The sequence below is a fragment of the Rhizobium subbaraonis genome (genome assembly GCF_900220975.1).
GTDB classification, from domain to species: Bacteria; Pseudomonadota; Alphaproteobacteria; order Rhizobiales; family Rhizobiaceae; genus Mycoplana; species Mycoplana subbaraonis.
The window spans coordinates 245607-260852 of record NZ_OBQD01000005.1; the positions used below are offsets into that span (position 1 = coordinate 245607).

A 15246-nucleotide genomic window follows, 5' to 3' on the forward strand; every position below is an offset into this window, starting at 1 on the left:
ATTTGGCTTAAACTTCGTCGTCAGGACCAGACGCGTTCATCCAGTTCCAGCTTGCGATGATAGGCCGAGCAGACAGGCTTAACTTGGGAGGACCCGCGATGTGCGTGATGTGCAACCCGGCATTTGCCGAAGCGTTCAGGAACTACAACTTTCCCTCGCGCCGACAGATCCTGAAACTCGCGGCCGTGACAACAGCCTCCGCATTCGTCTGCGAAGCCGCCACCTCCGTTCCAGCGCAGGCGCAGGAAGCGTCCCTCCAGGATCTGGCCACTCAATTCGACCGCAAGGACTTGCCCCGCGTCACGATCTATCCCGCCAAGGAAATCATCACCCTCGATCCCGATAAGCCGTCCGTAACGGCTGTCGCTGTCCTCGGCGACCGCATCCTGGCAGTCGGCTCTTTGGACGAACTGAAATCCCTTTCCGACGGCCAGCCCTACGTGATCGACGAGACCTTCGCCGGCAAGGTGATCACGCCGGGCCTGATCGCCCAGCACGATCATCCGCTCCTGACCGGCCTCACCATGGTGTCGGAGATCATCGCCATCGAGGATTGGGTTCTGCCGTCCGGGGTCGTGCCCTCAGCCAGCAACCCTAGCCAATATCGCGCGAGGCTCGCTGACGCCAACGCAAAGCTCAAGACTTCAACCGAGTTGCTCGTGACCTGGGGTTATCACCCCGTCTTCCACGGCCCCCTGACCCGATCGGATCTGGATCGCATCAGCAGCACGAGGCCCATCATCGTCTGGCACCGGTCGGCCCACGAATTCATCGTCAACAGCAAGGCGCTCGACGCCTACGGGATCGACGCGGCCTTTGTCTCCGGCCTGCCGGATGGGGCGCGAAAACAGTCCAGTCTCGCTGATGGCCATTTCTGGGAAGGCGGCATGTTCGGCGTCATCCCGAAGCTGCTTCCCGCTATCGCCACGCCCGATCGGCTTCGGCGCGGGCTCGAATTCGTCGTCCGCTACTATCACGCCAATGGCGTGACCCTCGGCTGCGAGCCCGGCGGGTTGTTTTCGAAACAGCTTCAGGTCGCGCAGAACGCAGTGTTGTCCCGTGCCGGCAACCCGTTCCGCTTCTATTTCATCCCGGACGGGAAATCGATCAACGCCGCCTTTCCCGACACCACGATCAGCGAGACGGAAAAGGTGCTCGGCTGGGGCGAGGGCATGACGGCCATGATGCCCGGCGCGATCAAGCTGTTCGCGGACGGAGCGATCTACTCCCTCGCCATGCGGGTGCGTGACCCCTATCTCGGCGGGGGGCATGGCGAATGGATCATGGATCCGGACTTCTTCGCACGGGCCTTCAACATCTACTGGGACGCCGGCTACCAGATTCACGTCCACGTCAATGGCGACGCCGGACTCGACATGGTCCTCGACACCGTCGAGACCAATATGCGCCGCCATCCGCGCTACGATCACCGCACGGTCGCCATTCACCTGGCAGTCTCGCAGAAGGATCAGGTCGTGCGCATGAAGCGGCTCGGCGTGGTCGTCAGCGCCAACCCTTATTACGTGCGGGCGCTCGCCGACGCCTATGCGGAGGATGGTCTCGGTCCGGAGCGGGCCGACAACATGGTGCGCCTTGGAGACATGGAACGGGCAGGAGTGCCCTTCTCGCTGCACTCGGACATGCCGATGGCACCCGGCCAGCCGCTGTTCCTGATGCATTGCGCGGTGAACCGCACGACCGTGTCCGGGCGCGTCGCGGCACCGGACCAGCGCGCGACCCGGCTCGGCGCGCTCAAGGGCGTCACGCTCGGTGCCGCCCACTCCCTGCGCATGGAAAACGACATCGGCAGCATCGTCCCGGGCAAGCTCGCCAATTTCAGCATCCTTGAAGACAACCCGCTGACTGTCGATGCGGCAAAGATCAAGGACATCCCTGTCTGGGGGACGGTGTTCGAAGGAAGGGTTTTGCCAGTTGCGCGATCCTGAACGCGGAACAATCCAGTCTGCGAGCGGGTCGCATACGCGTTCTCGGCGTGACTGCGGGGTTTGAAATGGGGATCAGCCGCGGCGGCGAAGGGGTTGTCAACGACCGCTTGAAGTCGTTAGGGGACGCGTGCTGATGCTATATCCGGTAACGGCCGGTCAGGTGCGCACCTCAGTGTCAGACCGTGACCTATCCATGACCAGGATCCGCGCGATACGATATGGTTGGAGTTGGCGCACCCCGCATAGTATTCGACCTGTTTGTCTAATATCTCGAGTGGTAAAGGGTTCGGCTCACCGACAAGGCAGTCATCAATCGCGAGATCGGAAGCACGCTCGTGGCATCTGGCCTCGCGCGGCAGACCTGCGCACGGCCTTAGCGAGGGAACGCGGCGTCGAGGCCGCAATTGAATTCCTCAAATGATTGAGCGTCGCACCGAGTTGAGCGCGGCGTCTGGGCGGTGATCGCGGAGCGAAATTCCTTCGGCCCGTTGCCGGTCGCCTTTCGGAAAGCGCGAGCAAAGTTGGCTGGCGAGGAATACCCCAATTCGGCCGCAACGCGGGTGATCGAGCCATTCCTGTCCCGGAGCAGTTCAGTGGCGCGCTGAACCCTTACTGCGGTCGCCAGGCTGCGAAAGTCCGTGCCCGCGCGGTTCAGTTCACGTTGCAGTGTTCGGACGCTGGTGTCAGTCACTTGCGCGGCGCTGTCGATCGACACGCTGCCCGTGAGAACCTGCGCCCGGATCTGCTCCATGATGACGTCGAGCAAATCGCGAGGAGCGCCGCCACGCCGGTCTCGCGCGACATCCTCGATGGTGACGATCGGCCATGCGACGTGCCTTGGACCAGCCGACAAATGACGGCGTTCCACCACAACGGTCACCGCGGGGGCGTTGAAGTGGACCGGACACTGGAAGACGTCCTCCAAAAGACCGGTTTGCCGCGGCCTGACGGTGTCGAACTCGATGCGCAGGGGGCGCCAATCCGGGGCCAAATAGGCCCTGAAGAGACTGAGCAGGACGCCCGCCGCCGCAAACCCGACGTTGGCATATCCGGCACAGCCGGCCAGCGCAAAGACATAGCTGTATCGTACCTCGTCGCCGACGACCGAGACCGACATCCTGTCATCCGTACTATGAAAACAAAGACTGGAGATCGCGCGCCCGATGGCTTGCCCCAAGGTGCCGGCTCCAAACACATAGCGTCCGTAGCTGCCGTAGTTGGCAGCGTTCATCATCGGGGCCATCAGGACCCCGAAGTTGGCATCGCCGGCGGCCCGAGCGGCCGCCTCGATGAAGCGGATCACCGCCAAGTGCGGGATGAAGCAATTCTCTCCCTCGGTCAGTTCGAGGTCGAAGCCGATGGCGCGATTGGCCTGCAGCAGCGCCTTTTGCCCGATTTCGCGGCGTATGAAGGCCGGCATGCCATGCAATATGCGGTTGGAGATAACCGGGATCTCAGCCATGCATGCCGCGCTCCAGAAATAATGCAACCGTGGCGTAAAATGAGTGGTTTCGAATTACGAATAGTGTCTAGTGCAGTATACAAACCGGGCGCGGGAAGCCACAAGGGAGCAAGGCAAATGCTGACAAAGCGAAATCTACTTCGCTCCGCCACGATGATCGTCGCTGGCGCCGCGATTGCGAGGCCAAGCCTGTCGATGGCGCAAAACTACCCAGGCATCATTGAGGCCAGGGACATCGCCCAGGAGGGTTTCATCTATGGCCTGCCGCTCGTGATGAACTATGCCATCATGTACGAATACGCGGTAGATCGCAATTCAGGGCAGTTCAAGGCGCCGTTCAACCAGATCAAGAACGAGCCCAACGTTTATACATACAAGGACACGGCGATCGTCACGCCCAACAGCGATACGCCCTATTCCTTTGTCTGGCTGGATTTGCGGGCGGAGCCGGTGGTGCTCTCGGTGCCGGCGATCGACCCGAAGCGCTACTACTCCGTCATGCTCTGTGATGGCAACACCTACAATTTCGGTTATATCGGCACCCGCGCCACAGGGAGCGATGCCGGCGACTACATGGTGGTCGGGCCCGACTGGAAGGGCGACACGCCGGCGGGCATCAAGCAGGTGTTTCGTTCGAGCACGCAGTTTTCCCTCGCGGGCTATCGTACCCAGCTTTTTGGCCCGGATGATCTCGACAACGTCAAGGAGGTGCAGGCTGGCTACAAGGCGCAGATGCTGTCGGCATATCTGAAGCAGACGCCGCCGCCGGCCGCGCCAACCATCGATTTCCCCAAGATCGACAAGGAACTCGTAAAGACCAACTTCTTCGATTATCTCGACTTCGCTCTGCAATTCGGCCCGGCGCAGGGCAACGAGAAGGAGATAAGGGCCAAGCTGGCGCGCATCGGCATCGGGCCGGGAAAGTCCTTTGACTTCAAGGACCTGCCACTGGAGCACAAGCTGGAGATTGGCCTCGGCATGAAGGCGGGCCAGCGGAAGGTCGACGAGGCCGTCGCTACTGCCGGCAAGGCGATCAATGGCTGGCGGATCAGCGGTCTTCCAGGAGACAGCGCCCACTACAATGGCGACTGGTTGAAACGCGCCGTCGCCGCTCAGGCCGGCATCTATGGCAATGACCCGGAGGAAGCCACCTATCCCTACACGCGCGTCGATAACAAGGGCCAGACACTGGACGGCAGCAAGCACAATTACACGATCACCTTTCCCGCAGGGCAACTTCCACCGGTGAACTCCTTCTGGTCGGTGACGATGTATGACGGCAAGAGCCAGCTTTTGATCAAGAATCCGATCGATCGCTACCTCATCAACTCGCCGATGCTTCCGGGCATGAAGAAGAACGAGGATGGTTCGCTCACCCTTTATATCCAGAAGGACAGCCCCGGCGCGGACAAGGAAGCCAACTGGCTGCCTGCTCCGGATGACACGATCTATCTTGTCATGCGCCTGTACTGGCCGAAGACAGAAGCGCCGTCCATATTGCCGGCGGGCGAAGGCACCTGGCAGCCGCCAGCCGTCGTGGCGCAGTAGTTGTCCCGCCTATCCTGTGCGCGGCACCGCATGCGGATGAGGAGAGAGCAACCGCCACCACGACGAGACAACTTTGCGCCACCGCCGCGCTATCGCAAGGCCCCGTACCCCCCCTCGATCCCGATGACAATCGAGTAGCCGGTAATCGGGATCACCACATCTGGTCGATGCGTTTCCAGAGCGGCGGCAACATCGTCATGCCAGATCGAGTCGCCAGCAAGATAGACCGTCTTTGCTCTGGCCATCTTGAATACGACCCCGCACGCCTCTTCGAGAAGTTTGCCGATTGCTGCTTAGTGAGCCGCGGTCCCATGGCGGCCCCCGGTCTTGATGAGTTGCACACAATTGAAGCTCGACGTGGCTGACAGCACGCGAACACATGTGAACCGCTGCCCCCGAATGATTTCATCGAGCCGGGACACTCCAGGTCGCCCCTGCTTGGCCGCGCTCACCTGGCCCTGCCGCGCATTCGCAATCCAGGCGATGGCCGTCGAAATCCCTATCCCAAACCGCGCGGCGGCCGACCGTGCCGACATTCCACCAGCCGAAGCAGCCAAAACGCGGCTGCGCAGATCATCACTCAATGCTCGGGCCATGTTCTCCTCCGGCAAATCACTCAGGAGGATGGAATCATGGAAAACCCTGGAAAGGAATCATCAGGCCGCTTCCGTTTTCAAAGGACGTGCTCTAGTGCGTACGGCCACTAAAGTCGAAATAAGACAATAAAATCAAGGAGAATGGCGGAAGAGGTGGGATTCGAACCCACGGTACGGTTTCCCGCACGCCGGTTTTCAAGACCGGTTCCTTAAACCACTCGGACACTCTTCCGTTGCACGCTACCCACAACCTCGTATTGAGCTTTCAGGTCGGGCTGAGCTTGGCTTTATATCCGTTCGCCATCCGCCGTCAACTTGCCAATTGCCAGGCAGGAAACATGACGGATTACACCAATATGTTCACGAAAATTTAGAGGCTTGCGGAACACATATGGAACAGATAGTGTTTGTTCCGGATTTGTTTCGTGATTTTGGTGGACGAGCCATGCTGACCCGCAAGCAACAGGAATTGCTTCTCTTCATTCACGAGCGGATGAAGGAGACCGGTATTCCGCCTTCGTTCGACGAAATGAAGGACGCGCTGGATCTCGCCTCCAAGTCGGGGATCCACCGTCTCATCACCGCCCTCGAAGAACGGGGCTTCATTCGCAGGCTGCCGAACAGGGCGCGTGCGCTTGAGGTCATCAAGCTTCCCGAGGCGTATACCCCGAGCCTCAAGGCGCGCCGCGGTTTTTCGCCATCCGTCATCGAAGGCAGCCTTGGCAAGGCCAGGCCCGCCGAAGAGAAGCAGCCGCCAGCGGCAACCGAGGGTTCGGTATCGGTGCCGGTCATGGGCAGGATCGCCGCCGGCGTTCCGATTTCGGCCATTCAGAATAATACGCACGACATTGCCGTGCCGATGGAAATGCTCGGCGCGGGCGAGCACTACGCCCTGGAGGTCAAGGGCGATTCGATGATTGAGGCCGGAATTCTCGACGGCGATACAGTAATCATCCGCAACATGAACACAGCCTCGCCCGGAGACATTGTTGTGGCGCTTGTCGACGACGAGGAGGCGACGCTGAAGCGCTTCCGCCGCAAGGGTGCCTCGATCGCGCTCGAGGCGGCGAATCCGGCCTACGAGACCAGGATCTTCGGACCCGACCGCGTCAAGATCCAGGGCAAGCTCGTCGGCCTCATTCGCCGCTATCAATAGGCGTGGCGTCGTCGCGCGCATCGGCGTACTGGTCGGTTCGCCAGTCGTAGAGACGGTGCCGGTTCCAGGGTCGATCGAGTGCCGTTACCGCCTGTGTGGCGGCGTAGGCGGTGCCTTCGACGGCCGGGTTCGTTTCGTTCACCGGCGAAAATTCCAGAGCGCCGGTTCTTCGAAGCGTCCCAGCCGTGATCAGCCGCCCGCCGGAGCGGCATGCTTCCAAACCACGATAATGGGGCGAAACGACAATGTCGGCGCTGTCGCAGGCGACACCGAGAAAGCCAGGATTTTCGATCCAGACGACACGCCAGCCGGCCTGGGCCACACCGGCGCACCATGCCGCGCGCCGGCATATGAAGCGCCTCTCGTCGGCCGCTTCGGCAAGGGCCGCCGGTATCTGCTTGCGCGCAAGGCCTAGTTCGGCGTCAGTGAGCCGGTTGCGTCGCGTGCCGGGTGCGGTTGCCGGCGGCGGCGCACTTTCACCCTGCCCGTCTCCGGTTCCCTCGGCCATCATCCGCGGCGGCTGGTGCGTGGAAAGCCGCAAGGCACGGCGCCACTGGTCGTAGACAAAGCCCGGCGGCCGTGGCCGGTTGGTCGCCGCGCCGTCGCCCGAGACCAGCGCGAGCAGTTTTGCGTCCTCCGAAACGAGAAGTTGCGGCCGCGGCGTCGGCCCATCGGCCATCGCGAGCCCCGCCCCTGCCGCAATCGGCAGCAGGCCCAGCAAGGCCAGCCGGGTGCGGAACAGACAGACAAGCCCGCCGCCAAGCGCGATGAGGATAAAGGCCAGCGCAGGCAGGCGCCCGGTGACGATGTCGCCGTCCCAGTCCGACACCCACGCCGCCATGGCGATCATCCAATCGATGCCCCACCCCATGATCTTCAGCGGCAACCAATCAAGCCCGAACGGCATCAGCATCATCGCGATGACCGCCATCGGCATCACCACGATCGAGATGATCGGCATGGCGACGAGATTGCCGACCAGTCCATATGCGGGAATACGGTGAAAATGGCCGACAGAGTAGATGAACGTCGCAGCACCGCCGATCAGCGACGAGAGAAGGAGGCCGGCGAAAAAGGTCGATCCCGCCTCCGCCAGCCGGAGATAGGGATTGCTCGGTCGCTCGCGATGAACGGAACGCTCCCGCCAGGCGGCATAGCCGGCGACAAGCCCCACCGTCGCGGCGTAGGACATCTGGAAGCCCGGCCCTGTGACGGCCGAGGGCGTCACCGCCAGGATGATCAGCGCCGACAGGGCGATGTTGCGCATGCTGATCGCGACACGGTCGAAGAGGACCGCGGTCAGCATGACGACGATCATCAGCCACGAGCGGATGGCGGAAATCGCCCCGCCCGAGATGAGGATGTACAACGTCACCATCACAAGTCCGCCGACTGCGGCGATCTTCTTGACGGGGTATCGCTCGGCGACACCGGGCAGAAGGGCGAGCAGCAGACGGGCGCCGACAAGAAAGGTGCCGGCGGCCAGAACCATGTTCAGGCCGGAGATCGCCAGCACGTGCGCCAGTCCGGCCTGGCGCAGCGCCTCGACCGTATCCGGACTGATGCCGCGCTGCTCGGCGGTCACGAGCGCTGCGGCAATCGCTCCGGCATCGCCACCGATCTGTCCGCGGATCCGCTCGGTGATCGCGTTGCGCCAGCCGGCGATCATCTTGCTGGCGTCGGTTGTCAGGGAGCCGCCACCTGCGGCGGACGCCGGAGGAAGTGCTGCCGGCCTGCCATAGAAGAAACCGACCGCGCCGGTCCCGGCGAAATAGGCATCGAAGGCGAAATCGTTCAACCCCGGCAGGGCCGGGCCCGACGGCGGGCTCAACCGCGCGCGCCCCGCAATCCTTGCGCCGATGGCGATCGCCTCGTGCGGGCTGCGGGCGAGAAGGTTCACGACGTTAGGCGGCCGCCTCAGCACGGGATCGTCCGTACGTTCGAGCGCCACGCGGTAGCGCATGCGGCCGCGGTCATCCGCCTCCCGCGACAGCACCTGCCCGGTGACGAACGTCGTCACGGGCTGATCGAGAAGCACCGTCGACAGCCGCCAGCTTTCGATCGCCGCAAGCACCAGCCCGAAAAGCAGGAAGAAGCAGAGCCGTATGGCCATCGGAAGGAGGCCCGGCCGATGCCATGTCAGACAGGACGCAAGGCCCACTGTGACAAAGCAGATGACCAGCAGATAAGGTACTGGCGCATAAAGATACCAGATCCAGGCGCCGGCCCCGACAAAGAGGGGGACGAAGAGAAAGCCGGTTCCATACTCCCTCTCCCTGCGCCAGGCTGCGCCGAGGCTTCCGGCATTGAATGCGACCGCAAGAGCCGCTTTTGTGGCACGAACCGCCTGCCCCGGGCGCTTCGCAAGCGCCACCCTCGGCTCGTCCTCCTGCCGGATGGCCGGCAAGGCCGCGGGCGGCGTCTCGACCGGTATTCGCACCGGATGCGCGGCTTTTGTCGCAGTTCCCAATGCCATGTCGAAGCCCCTCGCTCCCAGGCTGCACCATACTGCAACTCAGGATTTAGGCCCGCAACAGAAAAGAATGAGCGCCGCGCTTATGCCGACAAAAAAGAATGCCACCTCAACAATCTCGGCGGCTCCCCCATAAGTTGCTTGCAACTGCCGCGGAAGAGTAGATATTGCGACGCCGGAACGTCGATTTTGCATCGCACAAATGTGCCTTTAGTTCTGCTTGGCAGGACCGGGCAAATGGGGTAGCAAAGCGGCACCGCAAGGTTTGGGCACGCCCGTGCCACAATGAAGCAATGGAGGTCCTCATGACGGGAAAGAGCGCGGACGTCACCATCGGTGACAAGAAGGTGGAGCTGCCCCTGCGACAGGGTACGATCGGTCCGTCGGTCGTGGACATCGGCACGCTGTACAAGCAGACCGACACTTTCACCTACGATCCAGGCTTCACCTCGACGGCCTCCTGCGAATCCAAGATCACCTATATCGACGGCGACGAAGGCGTGCTGCTGCACCGCGGCTACCCGATCGAACAGCTTGCCGAACATGGCGATTTTCTCGAAGTCTGCTACCTGCTGCTCTACGGCGAACTGCCGACGAAGACCCAGAAGGACGACTTCGACTACCGGGTCACGCACCACACCATGGTGCACGAGCAGATGTCGCGCTTCTTCACTGGCTTCCGCCGCGACGCCCACCCGATGGCGGTGATGTGCGGTTGTGTCGGCGCCCTGTCGGCCTTCTACCACGACTCGACGGATATTACCGATCCGCACCAGCGCATGGTCGCCTCGCTGCGCATGATCGCCAAGATGCCGACGATTGCGGCAATGGCCTACAAGTATCACATCGGCCAGCCCTTCGTTTATCCGAAGAACGATCTCGACTACGCCTCGAACTTCCTGCGCATGTGCTTTGCCGTGCCTTGCGAGGAATATGTCGTCAATCCGGTGCTGTCGCGCGCGATGGACCGCATCTTCATCCTGCACGCCGACCACGAGCAGAACGCGTCGACCTCGACCGTTCGACTTGCCGGCTCCTCCGGTGCCAACCCGTTCGCCTGTATCGCGGCCGGCATCGCCTGCCTGTGGGGTCCGGCCCATGGCGGCGCCAACGAGGCAGCGCTCAACATGCTCGCCGAAATCGGCTCGGTCGATCGTATCCCGGAATATGTCGCCAGGGCCAAGGACAAGAACGATCCGTTCCGCCTGATGGGCTTCGGCCACCGCGTCTACAAGAACTACGATCCGCGCGCCCGCATCATGCAGAAGACCACGCATGAAGTTCTCGGCGAACTCGGCATCAAGGACGACCCGATGCTGGAAGTCGCGATGGAACTGGAGCGCATCGCGCTGACCGATGAATACTTCATCGAGAAGAAGCTCTATCCGAACATCGACTTCTACTCGGGCATCACGCTGAAGGCTCTGGGCTTCCCCACCACCATGTTCACCGTTCTGTTTGCGCTGGCTCGTACCGTCGGCTGGATCGCACAGTGGAACGAAATGATCGAGGATCCGGAGCAGCGGATCGGCCGTCCGCGCCAGCTCTATATCGGTGCGCCGAAGCGCGACTACGTGCCGGTATCCAAGCGCTGATATCCGGCCCCCAGAAAGACGAAAGCCCGGTCAGATCAGACCGGGCTTTTTCTGTTTGAGCACGTCGATGACGACATCAGCGGCCTTGTCGCCAGGCGATCGCTCCTCGCGCATCCGCGAGAGAACAAGATCGAAGCCTTCCAGCATCGCCTGGCGCTGCACGGTGTCGTGCGACAAGCGTACCGCCCAGCGCGCCAGGCTTCCCGGGCGGACCACTTCGTTCAGGTATTCCGGTATCACCGGGTAGTCCGCGATCAGGTTCGGCAGGGCCGCCGTCCACGTCTTGATCTTGCGGGTCATCAGCTTTGCGATCCAGTCCAGCTTGTAGCAGGATACGACCGGCACGCGTGCAAGACCGAGTTCGAGCAGCACAGTGCCCGACGCGGCAATGGCGACGTCTGCCGCCTGAAACGCCTTCCACTTCTCGGAAGCCTCCACGGTCACGGCCGGCTTCACGGGCCAGTCCGCAATGATCCTGCGGACCAGTTCCGACTGCCGGGGGACGGTTGGCAGGCGAAAATCAAACGGGACCTCGCCGTTGGACAGCTCCGCCACCGCCTCGCCGAAGGCCGGCAGCAGCCGGCTGATCTCGCCAGCGCGCGATCCCGGCAGCAACAGGCAGGTTCTCCGCGTTCCGCTGCCAAGCGGCGGCGCGGCCTTCGCCAACTGGGCGGACCTGACGGCGCTCACATCCGGATCGCTGGAAAGCCGGTGCCCGACATAGGTCGTCGGCGGTCCTTGCAGCCGCGCCATCACCGACGGCTCGAACGGAAGAACAGCAAGGACGTGGTCGACATAGGAGCGCATGCGCGGCGCGCGCTCCTCCTTCCACGCCCATACGCTCGGGCAGACATAGTTCACGACCGGAAGATCGGGCAGTTCCTTGCGGACAAGCCGGGCGACGCGATGGGTGAAGTCCGGGCTGTCGATGATGACCAGCATGTCGGGCCGCGCGGCAACGATGGCCGCAGCGGTCTGCCGTATCAGTCGCATAAGCTTCGGCAGCTTCGCGACGACCTGCGAAAACCCCATGATGGACAGTTCGGAGTAGTCGAACAGGGATACAAGGCCCTCAGCCTGAAGGGCCTCGCCGCCGACGCCGACGAGCGAAATTTCGTTCTTGCCCTGCCGCCGCAACGCGGCAACGAGGTCGCCGCCAAGAAGATCGCCGGACACCTCCCCGGCGATGACCGCGAGCTTCAGCGACCGGGTCATTTCCCCTCTCCTCCGACCCGCGGCACGATACCGGTGACGAACAGCCCTGCCCCGTTTGCCTCCTTCACCAGCAGATCGCGGTCGAGCACGAGCGAACGCCCCGCCTCGCAGGCGATGCCGGCCAAACCCGCAGCCGCGGCGCGCCGCACCGTATCCGCCCCAATCGAGGGCAGGTCGGCCCGCGTATCCTGATGTGGCTTGCAAAGCTTGACGAGCACACCCCTCCGCCGGCGGGATATCCGTCCCTCCTGGCGCAGTGCCTGTACCCGTTCCAGCATCTGGTCCGTTCCCTCGGCGCCTTCAAGCGCGATCACGCGCCCACCGACGGCGACCGCGCCCTGCCCGACATCGAGCGCGCCAAGCGCGAGCGCAGCAGCCGACGCAGCCGCAATATCGCGACGATCATCGGCATCCGGTGCTACGCCGCCAATAGGCCCCTCCGTCGCAAGCAACTCCGGCGCGATCTCGTCGGCGCCGACGACCCGCACGCCGTTCGCCTCGATCAGGCGGATGACCATCTTCAGCACCGTGTCATCGCCGCCGTTCAACAGCGTGCGGATGATGGCAGGAACCTGCAGCAGCGTGCGGATGTTCGGCCGGATCTCGCGCCATTCCGGCCGCCTCCGGACCGCTCCGGACAGCACCACCCGCCCGATGCCCTCGCGCGCGAATATCCGGCTCAGGCCACCATAGTCGCCGACGCCGACGACCGCGTGGTCGAACCCAGCCCAATCCTGCTCGGATTCGTCTGTCAGTGCCAGAATATAGGGATCCTCGCCGTGAACCCGGGCGGCCTCGGCCACATAGAGCGGCAGCCGCCCGCCGCCGGCGATAATGCCCAGCCGCGAACCCGTCTCCGGCCGGGAGGCCTCCATAGGGTTCAGCCCTTGTTTCGGTTCGGCGAGGAAAGTGCCCGGTCGCTGTCCGCGGCGATGAAGTCGAGAATATGCAGGACCTGCTCGCTGTCGAAATATTCGTCACGGATGGCGGCGGCGTTCGCCCGGATCGAGCCATCGCCCTCGAAGATCTGCTTGAAGGCGCGACGGACGCGGTGGATCGTCGCCTTGTCCATACCGGAACGCGACATACCGACGACATTGATGCCCCCGAGGATGCCGGGATTGCCGTTCAGCATGCCATAGGGAATAACGTCGTAAGCGACGGCGGAAAGCCCCCCGACGAAAGCATGGCGGCCGACACGGGCAAACTGGTGCACCGCCGACCCGCCTCCGAGAATGGCGCGGTCCTCGACGGTTACATGGCCGGCCAGCATCACGTTGTTCGACAGGATGACGCCGTTGCCCACGATGCAGTCGTGCGCGATATGCGAGTAGGCAAGAAAGAGATTGCCGTCGCCGACCACCGTCTTACCGCCGCCGCCCGTCGTACCCGTATTCATCGTCACGCCTTCGCGGATGACGTTGCGTTCACCCACCGTCAGCGTCGTTTCCTCGCCGGCGTGATGAATGCTCTGGGGATCCCCGCCGATGACTGCCGAGGGGAAGATGCGCGTGCCGCGGCCAATGGTCGTGCGCCCCGTGACCACGACATGGGTCAAAAGCTCGACTTCGTCATCCAGAACGACCTTCGCCCCCACGTGACAGAACGGGCCGATGACGACGTTCTCGCCGATCACCGCCCCGTCTTCGACGACGGACAGCGGATGGATCTTGGCACTGGCAGCAATCATGTTCAGGCGTCTTCCTTGTTGACGATCATCGCGCCGATATCAGCTTCGGCGACAAGTTGCCCATCAACTTTTGCATCGCAGTGAAATTTCCAGATATTGCCGCGCTGCTTCTGCTTGACCACGTGGTACTCGACACGGTCACCGGGGACCACCGGCTTGCGGAAGCGGGCATTGTCGATCGTCATGAAGTAGACGAGATTGGTGCCAGAACCTGTCTTGCGCGCACAGATGGCGCCGGCCGTCTGTGCCATCCCCTCGATGAGGAGCACACCCGGCATGATCGGATGGTCGGGAAAATGCCCGGTGAACTGCGGCTCGTTGACGGTCACGTTCTTGACGCCAATCGCGGAGTTGTCGCCATCGATCTCGATAATCTTGTCAACCAGCAGGAACGGGTAGCGGTGCGGCAGAAGCTTCAGGATATCCCTCAGTTCCGCGACGCCCAGTGCCTCCTTCTTTTCCTCGCTCATTCCTTGTCACCCGTCTTTTTTCTGTTGTTGGTTCGCGCAGTCATCTCGGCCACGTCACGGAGAAAGTCACGCATAGGCCTTGCCGGTATGCCGCCGTAGCGTTCGCCGGCGGGAATGTCCGCCACCACGCCGCTCATCGCGGCAATCTGGACGCCGTCGCCGATCTTGATGTGGCCGTTGAGCCCCGCGGCGCCGCCGATCATCACACCGTCACCGACCGTCGTGCTGCCGGCAATCCCGACCTTGCTGACGATGCCGCAATGGCGGCCGACGCGGACGTTGTGGCCAATCTGCACCTGATTGTCGATCTTGGTGCCTTCTCCGATGACGGTATCGTCCATCGTTCCACGGTCGATCGTCGTATTTGCGCCGATCTCCACGTCGTCCTGAATGATGACGCGTCCGACCTGAACGATCTTGATCATGCCGCCCTTGGGGCTCGGGCCGTAGCCGAAGCCATCCTGCCCGATGCAGGCGCCGGGGTGGAGAATGACGCGGTTGCCGATCAGGGCACATTGGATCCTCGCCCCGGCGGAGATCGTGCAATCCCGACCGATGCGGACGCCCGCGCCAATCACAACGCCAGGCCCGATGCGCGTTCCTTCACCAATCTCGACATTCGCACCGATGACGGCCATCGGCTCGACGACGACATCCGGCTCGAGCCGCGCTGTCGGATCCACATACGCCATCGGGGAAACACCGGAAGCCTCCGATGTGACAAAAGCCGGCCGCATGGCAGCAGGTTGAAGGATTTCGCCGGCAAGGGCGAAAGCCATATGCGCACGCGGCGTCAGCAACACGGTAATGTGCGCAGGAACCAGGGAGGCCAGCGCCGCGTCGCAAAGAATAGCCGTCGCCTGACATGTCTCAAGCTCGGCCTTGCCCTTGCGCGAAAGCAGATAGCAAAGGTCGCCGTCCTTCGCCCGATACACGGGCGACACGTTGCGCACGACCTTTGCGGCCGCCCCCTGATCGGAGAGCTCCGCCCCAAGACGCATCGCCAGATCTTCGAGGCGAACGCCGTCATGCGGCGGGAAGAACCAATTGTGTTCCATCAGCATAGACTCCAGAACAGTCCGTACTACGCAGTTC

General features: G+C 62.6%; 11 protein-coding genes, 1 tRNA gene and 1 pseudogene. 4 read left to right on the forward strand and 9 right to left on the reverse strand.

Going from position 1 to position 15246, the window contains the following annotated elements:
* The first annotated feature begins 98 nt into the window (after window positions 1-98).
* The gene (locus CRO48_RS09410) at window positions 99-1946 is read left to right on the forward strand and encodes an amidohydrolase (RefSeq protein ID WP_097138465.1); all 1848 of its coding nucleotides are present in this window, start codon (window positions 99-101) and stop codon (window positions 1944-1946) included.
* 373 nt (window positions 1947-2319) lie between these two features.
* Here the strand turns inward: CRO48_RS09410 and CRO48_RS09415 are convergent, their stop codons facing one another.
* Window positions 2320-3408: an AraC family transcriptional regulator gene (locus CRO48_RS09415; RefSeq protein WP_097138467.1), complete on the reverse strand. Its 1089-nt coding sequence runs from the start codon at window positions 3406-3408 to the stop codon at window positions 2320-2322.
* A 117-nt stretch (window positions 3409-3525) separates the two neighbouring features.
* Here CRO48_RS09415 and CRO48_RS09420 point away from each other — a divergent pair, with 117 nt between their 5' ends.
* Window positions 3526-4956 (forward strand): DUF1254 domain-containing protein, encoded by a 1431-nt coding sequence (locus tag CRO48_RS09420; protein ID WP_097138468.1) that lies wholly within the window; start codon window positions 3526-3528, stop codon window positions 4954-4956.
* Window positions 4957-5363: 407 nt separating this feature from the next.
* On the opposite strand, the pseudogene CRO48_RS09425 reads toward CRO48_RS09420, so the two are convergent.
* Together CRO48_RS09425 and CRO48_RS09430 are read right to left on the reverse strand one after the other, a co-directional pair.
* Window positions 5364-5552, reverse strand: a pseudogene (locus CRO48_RS09425) (IS630 family transposase); the annotation flags it as partial.
* 142 nt (window positions 5553-5694) lie between these two features.
* Window positions 5695-5784, reverse strand: a tRNA-Ser gene (locus CRO48_RS09430).
* Window positions 5785-5997: 213 nt separating this feature from the next.
* On the opposite strand from CRO48_RS09430, the gene lexA reads away from it, so the two are divergent.
* The gene (gene lexA, locus CRO48_RS09435) at window positions 5998-6708 is read left to right on the forward strand and encodes a transcriptional repressor LexA (RefSeq protein WP_097138471.1); all 711 of its coding nucleotides are present in this window, start codon (window positions 5998-6000) and stop codon (window positions 6706-6708) included.
* Here the strand turns inward: lexA and CRO48_RS09440 are convergent.
* Entirely contained in the window at window positions 6689-9184 is a 2496-nt protein-coding gene (locus CRO48_RS09440) for a ComEC/Rec2 family competence protein (RefSeq protein WP_097138473.1), read from the reverse strand. The genes lexA and CRO48_RS09440 overlap by 20 nt on opposite strands.
* A gap of 302 nt (window positions 9185-9486) precedes the next feature.
* Between CRO48_RS09440 and gltA the strand changes: the two genes are divergently transcribed.
* Window positions 9487-10776, forward strand: a complete 1290-nt coding sequence (gene gltA / locus CRO48_RS09445) for a citrate synthase (protein WP_097138766.1) — start codon at window positions 9487-9489, stop codon at window positions 10774-10776.
* Between the two features lie 30 nt (window positions 10777-10806).
* Here gltA and lpxB read toward each other — a convergent pair whose 3' ends face one another.
* From lpxB to lpxD, 5 genes are read right to left on the reverse strand one after another with little or no spacing between them, the layout of a single operon-like run.
* On the reverse strand, window positions 10807-11991 hold the full coding sequence (gene lpxB / locus CRO48_RS09450) for a lipid-A-disaccharide synthase (protein ID WP_097138475.1): 1185 nt from the start codon (window positions 11989-11991) through the stop codon (window positions 10807-10809).
* Complete coding sequence (locus tag CRO48_RS09455; protein WP_097138477.1) at window positions 11988-12866, reverse strand: LpxI family protein; 879 nt, start codon at window positions 12864-12866, stop codon at window positions 11988-11990. The genes lpxB and CRO48_RS09455 overlap by 4 nt, the downstream gene beginning before the upstream one ends.
* Before the next feature lie 5 nt (window positions 12867-12871).
* Window positions 12872-13687: an acyl-ACP--UDP-N-acetylglucosamine O-acyltransferase gene (lpxA, locus tag CRO48_RS09460; RefSeq protein WP_176526712.1), complete on the reverse strand. Its 816-nt coding sequence runs from the start codon at window positions 13685-13687 to the stop codon at window positions 12872-12874.
* Window positions 13684-14151 carry a 3-hydroxyacyl-ACP dehydratase FabZ gene (fabZ, locus tag CRO48_RS09465; protein WP_097138481.1) on the reverse strand — a complete coding sequence of 156 codons (468 nt, stop codon included), beginning with the start codon at window positions 14149-14151 and terminating at the stop codon, window positions 13684-13686. Before fabZ ends, lpxA begins: the two co-directional genes overlap by 4 nt.
* A complete protein-coding gene (gene lpxD, locus CRO48_RS09470; protein WP_097138768.1) occupies window positions 14148-15209 on the reverse strand; it encodes a UDP-3-O-(3-hydroxymyristoyl)glucosamine N-acyltransferase in 1062 nt (353 codons plus the stop codon). Before lpxD ends, fabZ begins: the two co-directional genes overlap by 4 nt.
* Between the last annotated feature and the right edge of the window lie 37 nt (window positions 15210-15246).

What these genes read in the sequence shown, in the direction of transcription:
- CRO48_RS09410 (WP_097138465.1), top strand. Translation starts at nt 99, where the DNA reads ATGTGCGTGATGTGCAACCCGGCATTTGCCGAAGCGTTCAGGAACTAC.
- CRO48_RS09415 (WP_097138467.1), bottom strand. Translation starts at nt 3,408, where the DNA reads ATGGCTGAGATCCCGGTTATCTCCAACCGCATATTGCATGGCATGCCG.
- CRO48_RS09420 (WP_097138468.1), top strand. Translation starts at nt 3,526, where the DNA reads ATGCTGACAAAGCGAAATCTACTTCGCTCCGCCACGATGATCGTCGCT.
- lexA (WP_097138471.1), top strand. Translation starts at nt 5,998, where the DNA reads ATGCTGACCCGCAAGCAACAGGAATTGCTTCTCTTCATTCACGAGCGG.
- CRO48_RS09440 (WP_097138473.1), bottom strand. Translation starts at nt 9,184, where the DNA reads ATGGCATTGGGAACTGCGACAAAAGCCGCGCATCCGGTGCGAATACCG.
- gltA (WP_097138766.1), top strand. Translation starts at nt 9,487, where the DNA reads ATGACGGGAAAGAGCGCGGACGTCACCATCGGTGACAAGAAGGTGGAG.
- lpxB (WP_097138475.1), bottom strand. Translation starts at nt 11,991, where the DNA reads ATGACCCGGTCGCTGAAGCTCGCGGTCATCGCCGGGGAGGTGTCCGGC.
- CRO48_RS09455 (WP_097138477.1), bottom strand. Translation starts at nt 12,866, where the DNA reads ATGGAGGCCTCCCGGCCGGAGACGGGTTCGCGGCTGGGCATTATCGCC.
- fabZ (WP_097138481.1), bottom strand. Translation starts at nt 14,151, where the DNA reads ATGAGCGAGGAAAAGAAGGAGGCACTGGGCGTCGCGGAACTGAGGGAT.
- lpxD (WP_097138768.1), bottom strand. Translation starts at nt 15,209, where the DNA reads ATGGAACACAATTGGTTCTTCCCGCCGCATGACGGCGTTCGCCTCGAA.